Here is a 17,698-nt window from a genome sequence, read left to right on the forward strand (position 1 = left end):
ATTCCTACTCGATGTTTTGAATCTGCTCCCGCATCTGCTCAATCAACACCTTCAACTCAATCGCCGATGCCGTCACCTCTGAATTAATCGACTTCGACGCCAGCGTATTCGACTCGCGGTTAAATTCCTGCATCATAAAATCTAAACGGCGACCAACGGCCTCTGGTTTTTTCAGAATGGTATACGTCTCTTTCACATGAGCATCAAGGCGGTCCAGCTCTTCGGCTACGTCAGTACGCTGTGCCAGCATGACTAACTCTTGCTCCAGACGATTATTTTCCAGCTGTACCTGTGCTTCTTCCAGTTTGCTGAGCAGTCTTTCGCGCTGCCAAACCAGAACCTCCGGCATACGGGCACGGACTTTCACCACCTCTGCACTTACCCCTTCCAGACGCTGTTCAATCAGGGTTTTCAGCGATGCACCTTCCCGCTCGCGGGCATCGATAAATTCATTAATGGCGATTTCCAGCGATCCCATCAGTTCGGTACTGATAGCATCCAGATCCTGACTTTTTGCCGACATAACCCCAGGCCAGCGTAGAATATCTACCGGATTAATCTCACCTTCATCGCTCTGCATTTTCACCCAGTTGGCGGCCTGAACCAGCTGTTGTGCCAGCTCTTTGTTCAGCATCATCTCGGTTTGGGCGGAAGGATCAATTTCAAACCGCAGGTTACACTCGATTTTTCCACGGGTCAGACGCGTACGTAAGCGCTCACGAATTACCGGCTCCAGACTGCGAAATTGTTCCGGCAGGCGGATGTAAGTCTCTAAATAACGCTGGTTAACGGAACGGAGTTCCCAGGTTGCGCTACCCCATTCCCCTTTGGTTTCATGGCGTGCATAAGCGGTCATACTGCGGATCATAATCAGGTACCCGTTTGTCGAAGAAAAAAAGATTATACCCTTGAGTGCCAACCCATGATAGGCATTAGGTCACGAAGTCAGTATAATGCGCGGTCACAGAAGCAGGGTGTGTTCCTCAGTATTATCGAGAAGCTACTGTGGAACACCTCCTGAGCCAATCCTGAAACTAAATCAGCGGAGATTATTGCATGCGTCCAGAAGGTCGAAGTGCTCAACAAGTACGCCCTATCACCCTTACTCGCAACTACACAAAGCATGCAGAAGGCGCTGTTCTGGTAGAGTTTGGCGAAACCAAAGTATTATGTACCGCTACCATTGAAGAAGGCGTTCCGCGTTTTCTGAAAGGTCAGGGACAAGGTTGGATTACCGCGGAATACGGTATGTTGCCGCGTTCAACCCACACCCGTAACCCGCGTGAAGCGGCAAAAGGTAAGCAGGGTGGCAGAACGCTGGAAATTCAGCGCCTGATTGCTCGCTCATTGCGCGCAGCGGTGGACCTGACCCAACTGGGTGAGTTTACCATTACCTTAGACTGTGATGTGTTACAGGCCGATGGTGGCACCCGTACCGCCTCTATTACCGGAGCTTGTGTAGCGTTAGCCGATGCGTTGAACAAGCTGGTTGCTGACGGTAAGCTGAAACAAAATCCGATGAAATGCATGGTTGCTGCGGTCTCCGTTGGGATTGTAGGCGGGGAAGCGGTGTGCGATCTGGAGTATGTGGAAGACTCTGCAGCAGAAACCGATATGAATGTGGTGATGACTGACGATGGCCGCATGATTGAAGTGCAGGGTACCGCAGAGGGGGAACCCTTCACTCATGAAGAGCTATTGAGCCTGTTGGCGCTGGCGCGTCAGGGAATTGATACTATCATCAAGGCGCAAAAAGCAGTACTTGGACAATAAGTTGAAAAGCGACGGAGACGTCGCTTTTTTTACGATCGAATTTTTACGATTTAAAGTTGTGTAATCAGTTGAGGAGATGTCGTTTATGAAACCCTATCAGCGCCAGTTTATTGAGTTCGCACTTAACAAGCAGGTATTAAAGTTTGGTGAGTTCCACCTGAAATCAGGCCGAATCAGTCCTTACTTTTTTAATGCGGGTCTCTTTAATACCGGTCGCGATCTGGCTTTGTTAGGGCGTTTTTATGCAGCGGCGCTGGTAGATTCCGGCATTGCGTTTGATCTGCTGTTTGGTCCGGCCTATAAGGGTATTCCTATTGCGACCACCACGGCAGTGGCGTTATCCGAACATCACGATCGCGATGTGCCTTACTGCTTTAATCGCAAAGAAGCTAAAGATCATGGTGAAGGTGGTCATTTAGTGGGTAGTCCACTGGCGGGTCGCGTCATGTTGGTGGATGATGTGATTACTGCCGGTACTGCTATTCGTGAATCCATGGAAGTGATTCGCCAGCATGATGCGACATTAAGCGGCGTATTGATCTCTCTGGATCGTCAGGAACGAGGACGTGGAGAACTGTCTGCCATTCAGGAAGTGAAGCGAGACTACCAGTGTGAAGTCATCACTATTATCACTCTGGATGATTTGGTGGAGTATCTGACAGAAAAGCCGGAGATGGCGGAACATCTGGTGGCGATTAAGGCTTATCAGAATGAGTATGGTGTTTGATATTTTGTGATGAGTCGCGAAATATTTCGTCCACTGAGCATACAGTGGACGAAAGGATACCGGGCTAATTAATTACAGCAAAATATCACAGAGAGCAGGATCTTTACGGTCCAGATAGTGAATTGACTGAATGCGGCGAATGGTACGTGATTTACCGCGAATCATCAGCGTTTCGGTAGTTGCCATATTGCCAGTACGCTGAATGCCATTGAGCAAGTCACCTTTAGTGATGCCGGTGGCAGAGAAAATGATATTGTCGTTACGGGCCATTTCTCCCAGTTTGAGCACTTTACCTGCATCAATACCCATCTGTTTACAACGCGCCAGCTCCTGTTCACCAATACGACGGTTTTCTTCGCTGTCACCTTTAACCTGATGACGAGCCAGCAGACGGGATTGCATATCGCCATCCAGCGCGCGAATAACTGCGGCGGAAATAACCCCTTCCGGTGCGCCGCCGATACCGTACATAACGTCTACTTCACTATCCGGCATACAGGTCAGAATGGAGGCGGCCACATCGCCATCAGGAATAGCAAATACCCGAACGCCAAGCTGCTGCATCTCTTCAATCATTTTATCGTGACGTGGTTTAGCTAAAGTAATCACCGTCAGCTCCGACAGCGGCTTATTGAGTTTTAGCGCGATACGCTTGAGATTTTCGGTTAAAGGCAGATTCAGATCGATAGTGTCTTTAGCGCCGGGGCCTACAACCAATTTTTCCATATACATATCAGGTGCGTGCAGAAAAGCGCCTTTTTCCGCTACTGCTAATACCGCCAGCGCATTAGCCTGGCCCATAGCCGTCATACGTGTACCTTCGATTGGGTCTACCGCGATATCAACCGCATCACCATTGCCAGTACCGACTTTCTCACCGATATACAGCATTGGCGCTTCATCGATTTCACCTTCACCGATGACAATTTCACCGTCAATATTGACCTGATTGAGTACTATCCGCATGGCTTCAACTGCCGCACCGTCCGCTTTATTTTTATCGCCACGGCCTAAGTAGCGATAACCAGCCAGCGCAGCAGCCTCGGTGACGCGAGAAAACTCAATCGCAAGTTCACGTTTCATGTATTGGGGTCCGTAATATATTGAATAATTAAGATGAGTAAAAAACTGCCGGGATCTTACCACAGTTAAAGCGTGGTGAAATGGCGAGGGGAGAGAATAATCCATAGATTAAAGGGCCCGTATGGACCCTTAGGTTGTGAATAAAATCAATTATTGGGCTAAGTCTAATGTTCCAGATTGATAATAAAGTCTGATTTGTTCAGTTTTGTATTTTAAAATAGTCAATTGTCGGGAGGGGCTGCCGTGGGGGTCGACTTGGCGTAAGCCAACGAAGTGCCCGTAGGCAGACCAGGCCCGACATGCACTGAAACCAAGTACGGACGGTCTTCCGGTCGAGTATAAAGCCAATATAAGCACTTTAGACTTTACGACCGGAATATTCATTAAAGTTAATTTATCTGGTTTGCCAGCCGTTCTCTGTTATTGAGTACGATAGTTTTCCGACCGTGCACAAAGGTAATACGGGCTCTTTGTTTTTACGGTCGGAATACCCTCATCAGCTGATTCGAAAGAAGTCTCACAGAGCAACATTACTCATCATGCTCTTCCCAATCACGAGCGCGCTCCACCGCTTTCTGCCAACCTTTGTAACGATAGTTACGTTCGGTGGTTTCAATGCCCGGTTTAAACACTCGCTCGATATCGGCTTTGCTCTTCACTTCATCCAGATCGCCCCAGAAGCCAACCGCCAGACCAGCCAGGTAAGCTGCACCTAATGCAGTAACTTCACGAACCGCAGGACGCTCCACCGAAGTGCCAAGAATGTCTGACTGGAACTGCATCAGGAAGTTATTGGAAACTGCACCACCATCAACCCGTAGGGCTTTCAGACGGGTACCCGCATCAGCCTGCATCGCATCCAGCACGTCGCGAGTCTGATAAGCAATAGATTCCAGCGTCGCACGGATAATGTGGTTTGAGTTCACACCTCGAGTCAGACCAAGAATGGCTCCACGAGCGTACGGGTCCCAATATGGTGCACCAAGGCCAGTAAATGCAGGTACAACGTATACACCATTACTGTCTTTCACTTTGGTGGCGAAATATTCGGAGTCCATAGCATCGGTGAACAGTTTCAGTTCATCACGCAGCCATTGAATAGAGGCTCCGCCAATAAATACCGCACCTTCCAGTGCATAGTTCACTTCACCGCGTGGGCCACAGGCAATAGTGGTTAACAGACCGTGCTCTGATTTAACCACTTCTTTACCGGTGTTCATCAGCAGGAAGCAGCCGGTCCCGTAGGTATTTTTTGCCATACCCGGCTGAACGCACAGGTGGCCAAATAACGCTGCCTGCTGATCGCCTGCCATACCGGAAATTGGAATACGCGTTCCGCCTTTACCACCAATATTAGTTTTGCCATAGATTTCAGACGATGGGCGAACTTCTGGCAGCATTTCACGTGGAATATCCAACACTTCCAGCATGCGCTCATCCCACTGAAGGGTTTTAATATTAAACAGCATGGTACGAGAGGCGTTGGTATAGTCAGTGACGTGGGTACGACCTTGGGTCATGTTCCACACCAGCCAGGTATCAACGGTACCAAACAGCAGCTCGCCACGTTTAGCACGGTCACGAGCGCCTTCTACGTGATCCAGAATCCATTTTACTTTGGTGCCTGAGAAGTAAGGGTCGACGACTAAACCGGTATTTTCACGGATATAGTCGGTCATTCCTTCTTTTTTCAACTGCTCACAAATACTGGCGGTTCTGCGGCACTGCCAGACAATCGCGTTATAAATAGGTTTACCGGTAGCCTTATCCCAAACGATAGTGGTTTCACGCTGGTTGGTAATACCGATAGCGGCGACTTCGTCAGAACTGATACCTGTTTGCGCCAGTACTTCAACCAGTACTGCGCTCTGAGTTGCCCAAATCTCCATTGGGTCATGCTCTACCCAACCTGCATGAGGGTAAATTTGAGTGAATTCACGCTGTGATACGCCAATAATGTTGGCATCGTGGTCTAATACCACCGCACGTGAACTTGTGGTTCCCTGATCGAGGGCGACAATATATTTTTGCTCAGTCGTCATTGCGGTAACTCCGTGAATTGACGTAGTAAAAAGAGGTAAGAACGGCCATTATTTTTCATCTTCGATAGTGCAGGCTTCACAGGGTAAATTACCACCGATAAATGCCTTATAGCCCCATGCTCCCAGGCAGCCACCGATAATAGGCCCCAGAATTGGTATGATAAAATAAGGAATATCTCTTCCACCAGTGAGGGCGATGTTACCCCAGCCGGCGAAATAGGCGAACAGTTTTGGACCGAAGTCACGGGCCGGGTTCATGGCGAAACCGGTTAATGGGCCCATTGATGCACCAATAACAGCAACCAGAATACCGATCAATAATGGTCCCAGTGAACCACGTGGCACGCCGTTGCCATCATCAGTTAAGGCCAGAATCAGGGCTAACAGGGTGGCAGAAATGACTACTTCTACACAGAATGCCTGAAATACGTTAATTGCCGGGTTTGGATAAGTAGAGAAGGTACCTGCCAGTGACAGGCTATCTACACTGCCCCGGACAATATTTTGAGCCGCTTCTACTTCGTAGAACAGGCTGAAATAGAGAGCATATACCATTGCCGCACCGCAAAATGCGCCGGCAACCTGTGAGAGAATATAAGGGATAACTTTTTTACGATCGAAGCAGGCAAATAACCATAGAGCAACAGTAACTGCCGGATTCAGGTGGGCACCCGATACGCCCGCTGTTAAGTAGACGCCCAGCGCAACCGCCAGACCCCAGATAATACTAATTTCCCATTGCCCAAAACTGGCACCGGCGACTTTTAGTGCAGCAACACAACCGATACCAAAAAAGAGAAACAGTCCCGTACCAAGAAATTCAGCAATACATTGCCCTTTTAAAGTAGGGCCAGCATTTTGGCTCATAAATATAATCCTCCGTTGAAGGGTAGAGTGGCAATTTGATTACCTGTTTTCGCCTCTATTTTTTTAGTTATAGAGGATATGACAAGATTTTATCGTTATCGCGCTATATCGAAAAATAACGAAAGTATAATTTTGTGTATTCGGTCAAGTTATTGCTCTTATGAGTTCGAAAAGTGATAAGTTGAGCAGGTTTCTATTAGGGCATGATTCGTTTCAGATGAGATGAGTAGTTGTCATGATAAGATAAGTAACCACTGGTTTAATCATTTTTTGCCGTTAGTGAGCTAACTGTACTGCCAGATTGACAAAATTTCTGAACATTCGTGCTTTATATAGGTCTATGTCTGGACAGCGTTCGATCAGGTAAATACAATCAGGCTGTTGATTTTGGCGTTCCACCAATGGGATGTGCGAGTCTTGCCGCTAGCGGCTGTTATAAATGTTAGGTTTTCCGCTTTGCGGTTATGTCTATATGAGGACAAAATAATGTCATTTGAAGTATTTGAAAAACTGGAAGCTAAGGTCCAACAGGCTATTGATACTATTACCCTGTTGCAGATGGAAATCGAAGAGCTGAAAGAGAAAAATAACTCTTTATCTCGTGAAATTGAATCATCAGCTAACGGACGCGAGTCATTAGTGAATGAAAACGCTCAGTTGAAGCAAGAACAACAAGCCTGGCAGGAACGTTTACGTCTTCTGTTGGGTAAAATGGATGAAGTTTAATCGCTCCAGCGATGAGCCATCAGACAATAAAAACGCCGCTTATGCGGCGTTTTTATTGGCGCTTTGTTAATTAAACATCACTTCAGCGGTAAATAAATATCCGTCAGTAGCTCATGTTCCGCCACTTCGTGCACAAAATTGAAGTAATGAAAGTAGAGCGGAAAATCACGCAGTTCCTCTCCACTGGCAGGAAGCCATTCACTGTATAAACGACGAGCACTTTCGGTCAGAGTCTGATGCGATCCCTGATGGCGGGCTACGGCACATCGTCCACCGGGTATCAGGCCGTTGACTACACCAAATGGATTATCTTCGGGAATAGCTGCATTTATCGATCCACCAAGATCAAAACGAAACTCTTCAACCGCTGTCGTTGCCGGATCGTGAAAGGCAATTCCATAAGTTTGACTGGTACATACCGGCGATAGTCCGGTACTTTTACGCCATTCAATAAAGTGCGTAGCCGTTACATTGATCAAGTCCGGATTGCCCCGGTGAGTCAACATAGCAATCGGAGTATCAGGAAAGTTGACTATCTTCACTTCCATGGTTTGGGTCCTTATATATTTTTGCTCAGGGATGCGCTGATGCCAGTCAAGCCAGTCGGGCTGTTGCCGAAACTGACTGGGTGTTTTTCCCAGCGCTTGCTTGAAGGCACGACTAAATGACTCGGGATTTTGAAATCCGGCATCAAGTGCAATGTCGATGATTTTTTCCAGCGGGTTAAAGGCCAGTCGGTACGATGCTCGTCTGATTCGCATCCACTGAATATAACGACCTATCGGCATTCCACAGTAAGTGGTGAATTGCCGGTGAAAGTGAAAAGGTGAGAAATTGGCAATTTCACTCAGTAACTCAATGGTCAGTGGGTCATCAAGGTGTTGTTCAATATAGCTGAACACCTTATTAAATCGCCTGGCATAGGCATCGGTTTTATCATCGAACATTACATCCTCCATGCTCAATACTTTGACAGAAAACCATCGGCACAGCCTGACCGATCTTGCTGAGATGCAGAGTGATGATAAATATTATGGGGGAATTGTCGGCAGGATAAAAATGAAGTTGAAACTAAAACATCAGGCAACTGATGTTATATGAAGCCATCGCGGCCCAGTCTGTTTTTAACCGGAAATTAAAATAACGGAAACCCGAATGTTTCCGCTTATTATGGCTTACTCGATGTCCAGCGCTTCTTCTGACAGGATGATACCGGTATTGTCGGCATACAGATGGTCACCAGAGAAAAAGGTTACGCCACCAAAGTTAACGCGAATATCACTTTCGCCGATGTTCTGTGAGTCAGCGCCAACCGGGATAGCAGCTAAAGCCTGAATGCCAATATCCAGCTCTTCCAGTTCATCTACCTGACGAACCGCGCCGTAAACCACCAGTCCTTCCCATTCGTTTTGAACAGCAAGACGGGCTAACTCGGCATCGATCAGTGCACGGCGAACTGAACCGCCGCCATCGATTAGCAATACGCGACCCTGGCCATTCTCTTCCAGCAGTTCGTACAGCAGGCCATTGTCTTCAAAGCATTTAACCGTGGTGATTTGACCACCAAAAGAGGGGCGTCCGCCAAAGTTAGAGAACAGGGGTTCCACAACGTTGACTTCTTCATGATAGATGTCACATAACTCGGAAGTATCATATTTCATAAAATCGTCGCCTGTTTCCGTTGGTTCATTTTTCGCCATGAATAATCAGTATATCCTGATTTTTACAAGGATAGCAAAGCCATCCTGGCATTGAGGCCGCCGGAGCGGCTTATTCAATAGGGATAATGATAAAAATGATTGGTGAGCAGAGTTAGCTAAGTACCACGCCAATAGCAAACAGAATATTGGTCAGTAATGCACCTTTAACCATTTGTTCCAGCATTGGACGCATGGCTACTGCCGTTGGCTCATGTAATACATACATAGCGTGACGGTAAAGTAGCGGTACAGCCAGAATAAACAGCCAGCCACTCCAGCTGCGTAAATCAAACAGGGCGAACAGAACCAGACACAAAAGTGCGCCAGCCAGTAACATGAAATGATAGCGACGGCCCCATAGTGGACCTAAGCGTACTGCAAGCGTGTTTTTACCATTCATGCGATCGTTGTCAATGTCGCGCAAGTTGTTGATATTTAACACGGCAGTTGCTAATAAACCACAGGCGGTAGCTGGCAGCATGACCACGGTATCGAAGGTTCCGGCCTGTAGATAATAGGTACCGGCAACGCTTAACCAGCCAAAGAAAATCAGAACAGAAATATCTCCCAGCCCCATATAGCCATATGGTTTGCGGCCAACGGTATAGGTAATGGAAGCAATAATAGCCAGTAAGCCCAGCCCCAGGAAGCCAATGATATCCTCTGGTTTTTTACAGGCCAGAGCGATAAGTACAATGCCGGAGGCGATAGTCAGAATAATCACAATAATCAGGGCACGTTTCATCTGGGCCTGATTAATCAGCCCTTTTTGCATGCCGCGGTTGGGACCAATACGTGTTTCCGTATCGCTGCCTTTTATGGCATCGCCGTAGTCATTCGCCAGATTAGATAAAATCTGTAGCATCGCCGCGGTCAGCAGCGCCATCAGTGCAATATCCAACTGAAAATGGTGCATCCAGGCTGCCAGCGCAGAACCGGTAACAATCGATGCCAGTGCCAGAGGCAATGTACGGGGGCGCAGACTTTCAATCCAGGCCGCTGTTTTACTTGTTGAGTGAGTTTGGCTCATGTTTTAGTTTTAATTTAGTAACTTTTAATTTGAGAATAATTTCATAGCGGGCAAATCGGCTAGCCGCTAACTATACGCGTATTATAGAGAAGTTAACGAGAGTTTGCTTTGATTCTGGGATAAAACCAAACGAATACTAAGGGATAAGTTTACGGGAGGCTAGTGCCTCCCGTAAATACAACTGATTGAGTAAGGTTATAAAAAACGTTACAGAATGAAACGGCTTAAATCTTCATCATCAACTAATTCATCCAGATGACGACGCACATACTCGGCATCAATATCAATATGGGTACCGTTACTTTCGCTGGCGTCATAGGAAATATCTTCCATTAAACGTTCCAGAACAGTGTGTAAACGACGGGCACCGATGTTTTCTGTGCGCTCGTTTACCTGCCATGCCGCTTCTGCAATACGACGAATACCGTCGGCCTGGAAGTTGACAGTGACCCCTTCTGTTGCCATTAACGCTTTGTACTGCTCGGTTAATGATGCACTTGGTTCAGTCAGGATACGTTCAAAATCTTCAGTGGTCAGGGCTTGCAGCTCAACACGAATCGGTAAACGACCTTGCAATTCAGGGATAAGATCCGAAGGGCTGGCGGTCTGGAATGCACCGGAAGCAATAAACAGAATGTGGTCAGTTTTAACCATGCCGTGTTTAGTCGATACAGTACAACCTTCTACCAGCGGCAGTAAGTCACGCTGAACCCCTTCACGGGATACATCCGGGCCCGAAACTTCACCTCGCTTACAGATCTTGTCGATCTCATCGATAAATACAATACCGTGTTGTTCCACGGCATCAATGGCTTGCTGTTTCAGCTCTTCCGGATTGATCAACTTACTGGCTTCTTCTTCAATCAGCAGTTTAAATGCGTCTTTGATCTTCATTTTGCGCGGTTTTTGCTTTTGTCCGCCCAAGTTTTGGAACATAGACTGTAGCTGATTAGTCATCTCTTCCATGCCCGGAGGTGCCATGATTTCTACACCCATGGACATAGACGCCAGCTCAATTTCGATCTCTTTATCGTCCAACTGACCTTCACGCAGTTTTTTGCGGAATGCCTGGCGCGCAGTGGAGCTGTCAGAATTGTTTTCAGTCTGTCCCCAGTTGTCGCGCGCCGGTGGAATCAATACGTCAAGAATACGCTCTTCTGCCAGCTCTTCGGCACGAAAACGCATTTTCTCAACGGACTGCTGACGCACCATTTTGATGGCAGCATCGGTTAAATCGCGGATGATAGAGTCAACTTCTTTCCCTACATAGCCCACTTCGGTGAACTTGGTCGCTTCGATTTTGATAAATGGCGCATTGGCCAGTTTAGCCAGACGACGGGCAATTTCAGTTTTACCTACACCGGTCGGGCCGATCATTAAAATATTTTTTGGCGTGACTTCATGACGTAATACTTCATCAAGCTGCATACGGCGCCAGCGGTTACGCAGAGCAATGGCCACTGCACGCTTGGCTTTGTTCTGACCGATGATATAGCTGTCAAGTTCACTGACGATTTCGCGAGGGGTCATTTCAGACATCATTACGGTCCTTATTCTTTAGCTTTTAATTCTTCGATGGTTTGGAAACGGTTGGTGTAAATACAGATATCACCGGCAATAGACAGAGATTTCTCCACGATATCTCTGGCGTTCATATCGGTATTTTCCAACAGAGCTCTGGCCGCTGATTGGGCATAAGGGCCACCAGAACCAATAGCAATCAAATCGTTTTCTGGCTGAATTACATCACCATTACCGGTAATGATCAGGGAGGCGGTTTCATCAGCTACCGCTAACAGTGCTTCTAATCGACGCAACATGCGGTCGGTACGCCAGTCTTTCGCCAGCTCAACAGCGGCTTTCGTCAGATGCCCTTGATGCATCTCCAGCTTGCGCTCAAAGCGTTCAAACAGGGTGAAGGCATCTGCAGTGCCTCCGGCAAAACCAGCAATCACACGGTCGTTATACAAACGGCGAACTTTGCGGGCATTACCTTTCATTACGGTGTTACCCAGTGTTACCTGACCATCACCCCCAATTACTACATGACCGTTGCGGCGAACGCTTACAATTGTTGTCACGTGCAGATCCTCATTAGCTGATAAGAGCAGCCTTACATCAGAGGCAAGGCATAATTGGTATTTAGATGGGGGGATGGCGTCAGGTTTTCAACCCTACAGAAGTAAAATATTCAGCAAGCTATCAGGGTGAACAATAGCAGTCTGGCTGCCATGAGGCAGCCAGATATGAGGAATAAATGTTATAATTTACAGTCTATTACTTACCAGAAGCTACAGGGATACAGCTGCTTACGCCATTGCTTTTTAACCGTTGTAAAGTTTTGTCTGCAGCTTCACGATTGTTATAAGGACCCAGAATGACCCGGTTCCAGCCATCGCTGGTGCTGATCCGGCTTTCAATACCGGAGAACGCCAGATTAACTTTCACCGACTCGGCCTGATCGAGGGCTTTGAATGAGCCACACTGAATAATCCAGCGTTGACTTTGTGCCTGAGCCGCGGTCTGGCTGGTGGTCTTCGGTGTTGATGTCACCGGTGCTGGCGTCTGGGTTGGTGTTGACGCTGGCGGATTGGCTTTCTTTGGTGGTGTTTGCGTTTGTGTTTGAACCTGCGGCTGAGTATTAGTCGCAGCAGTATTATTTAACGCCGGTTTAGTTCCACCATCACGAGCAGTAGATGGTCGCCCACTGGCATCGACGCCAGAAAGTTGAATCGGTGGCTTTTGCATATCAGCCTGAATTTGATCCAACATTCTTTTTTGTTCCGATGTCAACGGTGCCTGAGTATTAGTTTTGGGCTGGCCTGTTGAGTTAGGGGAGTTGGTAACCTGACGATTTTCCAGCTCTTTTATGTAGCTCCAACGCTCTTCCGGTTTTGGTGGTAATCCGTCGCCCGGTTTAACCGGAGGTGTTCCGGCAGCCGGTACCGTTTCAGGTTTATGCTGGGTAATATAGTAAAGGCCTCCGCCAAATACGACCAATACGGCGAGGGCAAGCACAATCATCAGCTTGGATGCGCCGCCTGATGAGCTTTTTTTCTTTCTGCTATTTTTTTTACTCCGCGCCCCCGATCGGCTACGGCTTACATAATCTCGTTGTGCCACTATGACTTCACTACGTTTGTTTTTAAAAAACAGATTAAAAGAGAACCGTTATAGTACGTAATATGTGGTACTTTGGCTAGTTGTGTGGTTTCGCGGTACTGGCGCGAACAATCAATTCACTGTCAAGCAAGACAGATCCCCCTTTGGTTCCACTCCCTTGTAGTAGCTCAAGCAGCATCAGCACTGCCTGTCGGCCAATTTTATACCGGGGTTGTGCAACGGTGGTTAACGGCGGATCGACATATTGTGCCAGAGCAATATCATCAAATCCAACGATAGACAGCTGCTCCGGAATACGGATTCCCATCTTTTTTGCCTGAGAAATAGCGCCAATTGCCACAATATCGCTGTGGCAGAATATAGCACTGGGCGGTTGAGGTAATGCCATTAACTGAGAGAGTGCCTCAGCTCCGGTTTCAAAACTTAGAGGGCCAGAGGTGATGTAACTCTTTTCTACTGCAATTCCACTTCGCTGTAATGCCTGAACATAACCCTGTTGACGGTAGTGGCTAAGGTGTAAATGATCCGGACCCGAAATACAGGCAATACGACGGTGTCCCAATCGTTGCAAGTAATGCACTGCATTAAATGCAGCAGTCAGATTATCAATATGGATGGTGGGTAATTTTAGCTCCGGCAGATATTCATTGGCCATCACCATTGGGGGGAGTGGGTGATTGGCTTCGTCATGTCTTTCAAACGGAAAATTGGCTCCCAACAGAATAACACCATTAACCAGTTGCAATATCGTTGGCAGGGAAATGGTTTCGATGGGTTGCTGGCGATTATCCAGAAACAGAACGATATAGCCATAATCAGCCGCGGTCTGTTGAATGCCTTGCATTACATCGGTAAAAAAAGGGTCAGTGATATCCAGCGCCATCGCCAGCAATATTTTGGACTCTCCCTGTTTCTGACCTTTGGTTAGAGCATAAGGAATATATCCCGTTTGTTTAATGGCTTTTTCTATTCTGTCCTTGGTTTGCCAGGAGACCTTTTCCGGCATCATCAATGCCCTGGAGACGGTGGCTGTTGATACGCCAGCCAAATCGGCGACATCTTTCATGGTCACCTGAGCCGGGTGTTTATTTTGTTCCAAAGAGGGGATCCTCCCAATGGCAATATGCCCTATGCATATATAGGATATAGCCTGTTATTCTCCCTGATATTTATTCTTTTGTTTTCAGGAGGAATATTGAATGAAGCGCAGTAGCGTACCCCTGCCTGAACGCAGGCCAATGGCCTGTTATTAACTTGTCTGTTTCAATGAATAAATAGTTGGGACTCATTATTTCTGGCAACAGTTTTATGCTATTCCGTTACTGAATTGTATGCTGTGAATCAACTTTTTAGAGCCAGTTCTCAATAATGTGATCTCTAACCTTCTATTGGATCAATATCGAGCGTCCATTTCACTTTTTTTGCCTGTGGCATTGCGGCTATTTGTAATCTCAGTGCGTGTAAAATTTGCTGCAAACGACCGCGAGAGGGGTGCTGGATCAACAATTGCCAGCGGAAACGACCGCCGCGTTTAGCCTGTAACGCAGGGACAGGGCCAAGAATCCACAGTGAACCGTCGCTGGCTCTGACGTTTTCCAACAGTTCTTTCAGTTGCTGTAAAAATTGCGATGCCTGCTGGTTATCATGATCTTCGGCACGAAACAGGGCATGGAAGGTAAACGGAGGTAAGAAGACGCTTTTGCGCTCTTCAATTGCCTGTTTAGCAAAGGCATCATAGCCTTGATGCAGCAAGGTTTGTAACAGAGGATGTTCCGGATGGTGAGTTTGTAGTAACACTTCCCCCTGTTTACCTGCACGGCCCGCACGACCAGAAACCTGAGTGTACAGCTGAGCAAAGCGTTCAGCGGCGCGGAAATCGGCAGAGAATAGTGCGCCATCCACATCGATCAGGCCAACCAGTGTGACATCCGGGAAGTGGTGACCTTTTGCCAGCATCTGTGTACCAATCAGAATACGAGCGCCACCCTGATGAATATCCGCAAGGTGTTGCTCCAGCGAGCCTTTACGACTGGTAGTGTCCCGATCGACACGAGTGATTGGCGTATCCGGAAACAGGCGAGCTAGTTCGTTATCCAACTGTTCTGTTCCCACACCAACCGGCACCAAGTGGGTCGAACCGCATTTAGGGCATTGATAAGGAACCGGACGTTGGCTGTCACAGTGGTGGCAGCGCAGCATGCGCTGATTCTGATGCAGCGTGTAGTAACGCTCACAGCGGCTACATTCTGCTATCCATCCACATTCATGACATAACAAAGCCGGGGCATAGCCTCGTCGGTTAAGAAACAGAATCACCTGATTATTTGCCTGCAAATGCTCTTTCATTCGTTTGAGCATTGCGGGAGCCAACCCGGCGGTTAGCGGCTGGCCTTTCAGGTCAAGAATATATTGGGTTGCCGGTTTAGCATGACCAGCACGCAGAGTTAGACGCAAATGGTGATACTTACCGCTTTGGGCATTATGCAGACTTTCTATTGCCGGAGTTGCCGAACCGAGTATCACCGGAATGTTTTCTTCGCGGGCATGAAGAATGGCTAAATCACGGGCATGGTAACGCCATCCTTCCTGCTGCTTATAGGAGCTGTCGTGTTCTTCATCGATAACGATAACTCCCAGATGTTTAAACGGCGTAAACAGGGCTGAACGAGTACCAATCACGATGGCGGTTTCTCCCCGCCGTGCCCGCAACCAAACTGCAAGGCGCTCACTGTCATTCAGGCCCGAGTGAACCACATCAACCGGTGCGGTAAAGCGTTCGCGAAAGCGGGCAATAGTTTGAGGTGTTAAACCAATTTCAGGTACTAAAACCAGCGCCTGTCGTCCTTCGGACAGAATATTTTCCAGTACGCTCAGGTACACTTCCGTCTTGCCAGAACCGGTAATCCCCTCCAGCAACCAGACGCCAAACTGTTGGTCATCACTACGAATGGCGCCGATAGCGGTTGCCTGCTCGGTATTCAGTCTGAGGCGTTCACCATTAATTTTAAAATCATCCTGCCAGCGAGTGGCTGCCGGATAGAGCGCTTCTAACTGAGCTAACCCTTTGTTTTTTAGTGCCTGAAAAGCGGCTTCGTTTAAATCCAGCGTACTGATTTGGTGACGATAGATATTGGCTTTACGCAGAGCAGCCAGCGCCTGTTGCTGTTTTGGTGCACGTTTTAAGGTAACCGGATCGGTTATTTGCCCTTCTTCAGTGAGCTGCCACTGCCAGATAGGCGGCTCCTGCGCAGGCTTTCCCTGACGCAGTAAAACGGGTAAAGCATGAAACAGGACTTCTCCCAGCGGAAACTGATAGTAGCCGGAAGCCCAAAGCAGAGTTTTCCATAAGGATGGTGTAAATAACGACTGGTCATCAATCAGGTGATTAATGGTTTTTAATTGTGAGAGTGGGAATTCGCTTTGCTCGCTGGTGCCGATAATAATACCGATGGCTTCCCGCTTGCCAAATGGCACGCTGACTCTGGCTCCGATAATCGCTTGTTCTCCCGGTGGCAGGAGATAATCAAACGAACGATCCAGTGGCACCGGTAAAACGACATTCACAACGCTCATTATGCAGGTAGTCCAAATCTCAGTTAACGGGCTTTGAGTAAACAAAAAATAGCCAAAGCGGAATTAAAATCTTATGGGATGCAGCAGCATACCACAGGCGACAGAGTGTGATGAATAGATGAATGGTTGGCTGCTTGCGTGGTGAATATTAGATCTGTATAATACGCAACCTTTGATTCAGTACACGAATTTTCAGTGCCTGAATTAAACCACTCAACTATTTTTTTACTTCGTGTGGTGTACGGCAATAGTGACCGTATAGCGACACGACATTAGAGAGGTTCATCATGAAACAAGGTATCCACCCAGAATACAAAGAAATTACTGCAACTTGTTCTTGCGGTAACGTAATCAAAACTCACTCAACTGTGGGTCACGATCTGAACCTGGACGTGTGCGGCGAATGCCACCCGTTCTATACTGGTAAGCAGCGTGATGTTGCTACCGGTGGCCGTGTAGACCGCTTCAACAAGCGTTTCAACATGGTTGGCGGCTCTAAGTAATTTTACTGAGCTGAAAGAAAAAGGCGCCTTGGGCGCCTTTTTTGTATCTGAATATTTTGTTTTTCTGTTTACCACGGCAGATTGAATTATTGCTGTTGGTAATACCTACCCGGTAAAAATATCCATTACCCGATAGTGCGGGTAATTAATTATCTTCAATCGTCAGCGATCGTTTTACTCATGCAATGGCAGGATAATTGGAGTTAATAATCCCAACTGTCCGGATCGATACCCTTTTCGCGCATCAATATTTTTGCCGCTTCCGGAATTTCATCGCTGCGTTCTTTACGTAAATCTTCATCATTAGGCAGAGGTTGTCCGGTAAATGCATGAAGAAACGCTTCACAAAGTAATTCGCTATTGGTGGCATGTCTCAGGTTATTAATCTGACGGCGGGTACGTTCATCCGTTAGTATTTTTAATACTTTCAACGGGATGGATACCGTGATCTTCTTGACCTGTTCGCTCTTTTTGCCATGTTCAGCATAGGGGCTGACATATTCGCCGTTCCACTCAGCCATGGGGCACCTTAATCATATAGAAAGCTGAAA

At 47.4% G+C, this 17,698-nt stretch carries 17 protein-coding genes; 4 read left to right on the forward strand and 13 right to left on the reverse strand.

The features are described 5' to 3' along the window. Window positions 1-4: 4 nt before the first annotated feature. Entirely contained in the window at window positions 5-868 is an 864-nt protein-coding gene (locus GOL65_RS00770; protein ID WP_140920525.1) for a YicC/YloC family endoribonuclease, read from the reverse strand. A gap of 188 nt (window positions 869-1,056) precedes the next feature. Here GOL65_RS00770 and rph point away from each other — a divergent pair, with 188 nt between their 5' ends. After that, window positions 1,057-1,773: a ribonuclease PH gene (gene rph, locus GOL65_RS00775; RefSeq protein ID WP_130590045.1), complete on the forward strand. Its 717-nt coding sequence runs from the start codon at window positions 1,057-1,059 to the stop codon at window positions 1,771-1,773. Window positions 1,774-1,858: 85 nt separating this feature from the next. Further along, window positions 1,859-2,500 carry an orotate phosphoribosyltransferase gene (gene pyrE / locus GOL65_RS00780; RefSeq protein ID WP_140920526.1) on the forward strand — a complete coding sequence of 214 codons (642 nt, stop codon included), beginning with the start codon at window positions 1,859-1,861 and terminating at the stop codon, window positions 2,498-2,500. 72 nt (window positions 2,501-2,572) lie between these two features. Here the strand turns inward: pyrE and glpX are convergent, their stop codons facing one another. The 3 genes from glpX to GOL65_RS00795 form a co-directional block, all read right to left on the reverse strand. Next, entirely contained in the window at window positions 2,573-3,583 is a 1,011-nt protein-coding gene (gene glpX / locus GOL65_RS00785) for a class II fructose-bisphosphatase (protein ID WP_140920527.1), read from the reverse strand. Window positions 3,584-4,113: 530 nt separating this feature from the next. Next, window positions 4,114-5,625 (reverse strand): glycerol kinase GlpK, encoded by a 1,512-nt coding sequence (gene glpK / locus GOL65_RS00790; protein WP_140920528.1) that lies wholly within the window; start codon window positions 5,623-5,625, stop codon window positions 4,114-4,116. A gap of 48 nt (window positions 5,626-5,673) precedes the next feature. Further along, window positions 5,674-6,492 (reverse strand): MIP/aquaporin family protein, encoded by an 819-nt coding sequence (locus tag GOL65_RS00795; RefSeq protein WP_140920529.1) that lies wholly within the window; start codon window positions 6,490-6,492, stop codon window positions 5,674-5,676. A gap of 486 nt (window positions 6,493-6,978) precedes the next feature. Between GOL65_RS00795 and zapB the strand changes: the two genes are divergently transcribed. Further along, on the forward strand, window positions 6,979-7,218 hold the full coding sequence (zapB, locus tag GOL65_RS00800) for a cell division protein ZapB (protein ID WP_140920530.1): 240 nt from the start codon (window positions 6,979-6,981) through the stop codon (window positions 7,216-7,218). A 77-nt stretch (window positions 7,219-7,295) separates the two neighbouring features. Here zapB and GOL65_RS00805 read toward each other — a convergent pair whose 3' ends face one another. The 8 genes from GOL65_RS00805 to priA all read right to left on the reverse strand — a co-directional run bounded on the left by GOL65_RS00805 (window position 7,296) and on the right by priA (window position 16,644). Continuing rightward, window positions 7,296-8,165 (reverse strand): AraC family transcriptional regulator, encoded by an 870-nt coding sequence (locus GOL65_RS00805; RefSeq protein WP_140920531.1) that lies wholly within the window; start codon window positions 8,163-8,165, stop codon window positions 7,296-7,298. Between the two features lie 228 nt (window positions 8,166-8,393). Beyond that, the gene (rraA, locus tag GOL65_RS00810) at window positions 8,394-8,879 is read right to left on the reverse strand and encodes a ribonuclease E activity regulator RraA (protein ID WP_140920532.1); all 486 of its coding nucleotides are present in this window, start codon (window positions 8,877-8,879) and stop codon (window positions 8,394-8,396) included. Between the two features lie 151 nt (window positions 8,880-9,030). After that, window positions 9,031-9,948: a 1,4-dihydroxy-2-naphthoate polyprenyltransferase gene (locus GOL65_RS00815; RefSeq protein ID WP_140920533.1), complete on the reverse strand. Its 918-nt coding sequence runs from the start codon at window positions 9,946-9,948 to the stop codon at window positions 9,031-9,033. Between the two features lie 207 nt (window positions 9,949-10,155). After that, window positions 10,156-11,487, reverse strand: a complete 1,332-nt coding sequence (hslU, locus tag GOL65_RS00820) for an HslU--HslV peptidase ATPase subunit (protein WP_140920534.1) — start codon at window positions 11,485-11,487, stop codon at window positions 10,156-10,158. 11 nt (window positions 11,488-11,498) lie between these two features. After that, complete coding sequence (gene hslV, locus GOL65_RS00825; protein ID WP_108901085.1) at window positions 11,499-12,029, reverse strand: ATP-dependent protease subunit HslV; 531 nt, start codon at window positions 12,027-12,029, stop codon at window positions 11,499-11,501. Between the two features lie 196 nt (window positions 12,030-12,225). Next, entirely contained in the window at window positions 12,226-13,071 is an 846-nt protein-coding gene (gene ftsN, locus GOL65_RS00830) for a cell division protein FtsN (protein WP_140920535.1), read from the reverse strand. A 76-nt stretch (window positions 13,072-13,147) separates the two neighbouring features. Next, window positions 13,148-14,170 carry a DNA-binding transcriptional regulator CytR gene (gene cytR / locus GOL65_RS00835; RefSeq protein ID WP_140920536.1) on the reverse strand — a complete coding sequence of 341 codons (1,023 nt, stop codon included), beginning with the start codon at window positions 14,168-14,170 and terminating at the stop codon, window positions 13,148-13,150. A gap of 278 nt (window positions 14,171-14,448) precedes the next feature. Then, the gene (priA, locus tag GOL65_RS00840) at window positions 14,449-16,644 is read right to left on the reverse strand and encodes a primosomal protein N' (RefSeq protein WP_140920537.1); all 2,196 of its coding nucleotides are present in this window, start codon (window positions 16,642-16,644) and stop codon (window positions 14,449-14,451) included. A 287-nt stretch (window positions 16,645-16,931) separates the two neighbouring features. Between priA and rpmE the strand changes: the two genes are divergently transcribed. Further along, a complete protein-coding gene (rpmE, locus tag GOL65_RS00845; RefSeq protein ID WP_027273653.1) occupies window positions 16,932-17,147 on the forward strand; it encodes a 50S ribosomal protein L31 in 216 nt (71 codons plus the stop codon). Window positions 17,148-17,350: 203 nt separating this feature from the next. Here the strand turns inward: rpmE and metJ are convergent, their stop codons facing one another. Further along, a complete protein-coding gene (gene metJ, locus GOL65_RS00850) occupies window positions 17,351-17,668 on the reverse strand; it encodes a met regulon transcriptional regulator MetJ (protein ID WP_130590057.1) in 318 nt (105 codons plus the stop codon). Window positions 17,669-17,698 lie beyond the last annotated feature (30 nt).

The sequence above is a fragment of the Limnobaculum xujianqingii genome, assembly GCF_013394855.1.
GTDB classification, from domain to species: domain Bacteria; phylum Pseudomonadota; class Gammaproteobacteria; order Enterobacterales; family Enterobacteriaceae; genus Limnobaculum; species Limnobaculum xujianqingii.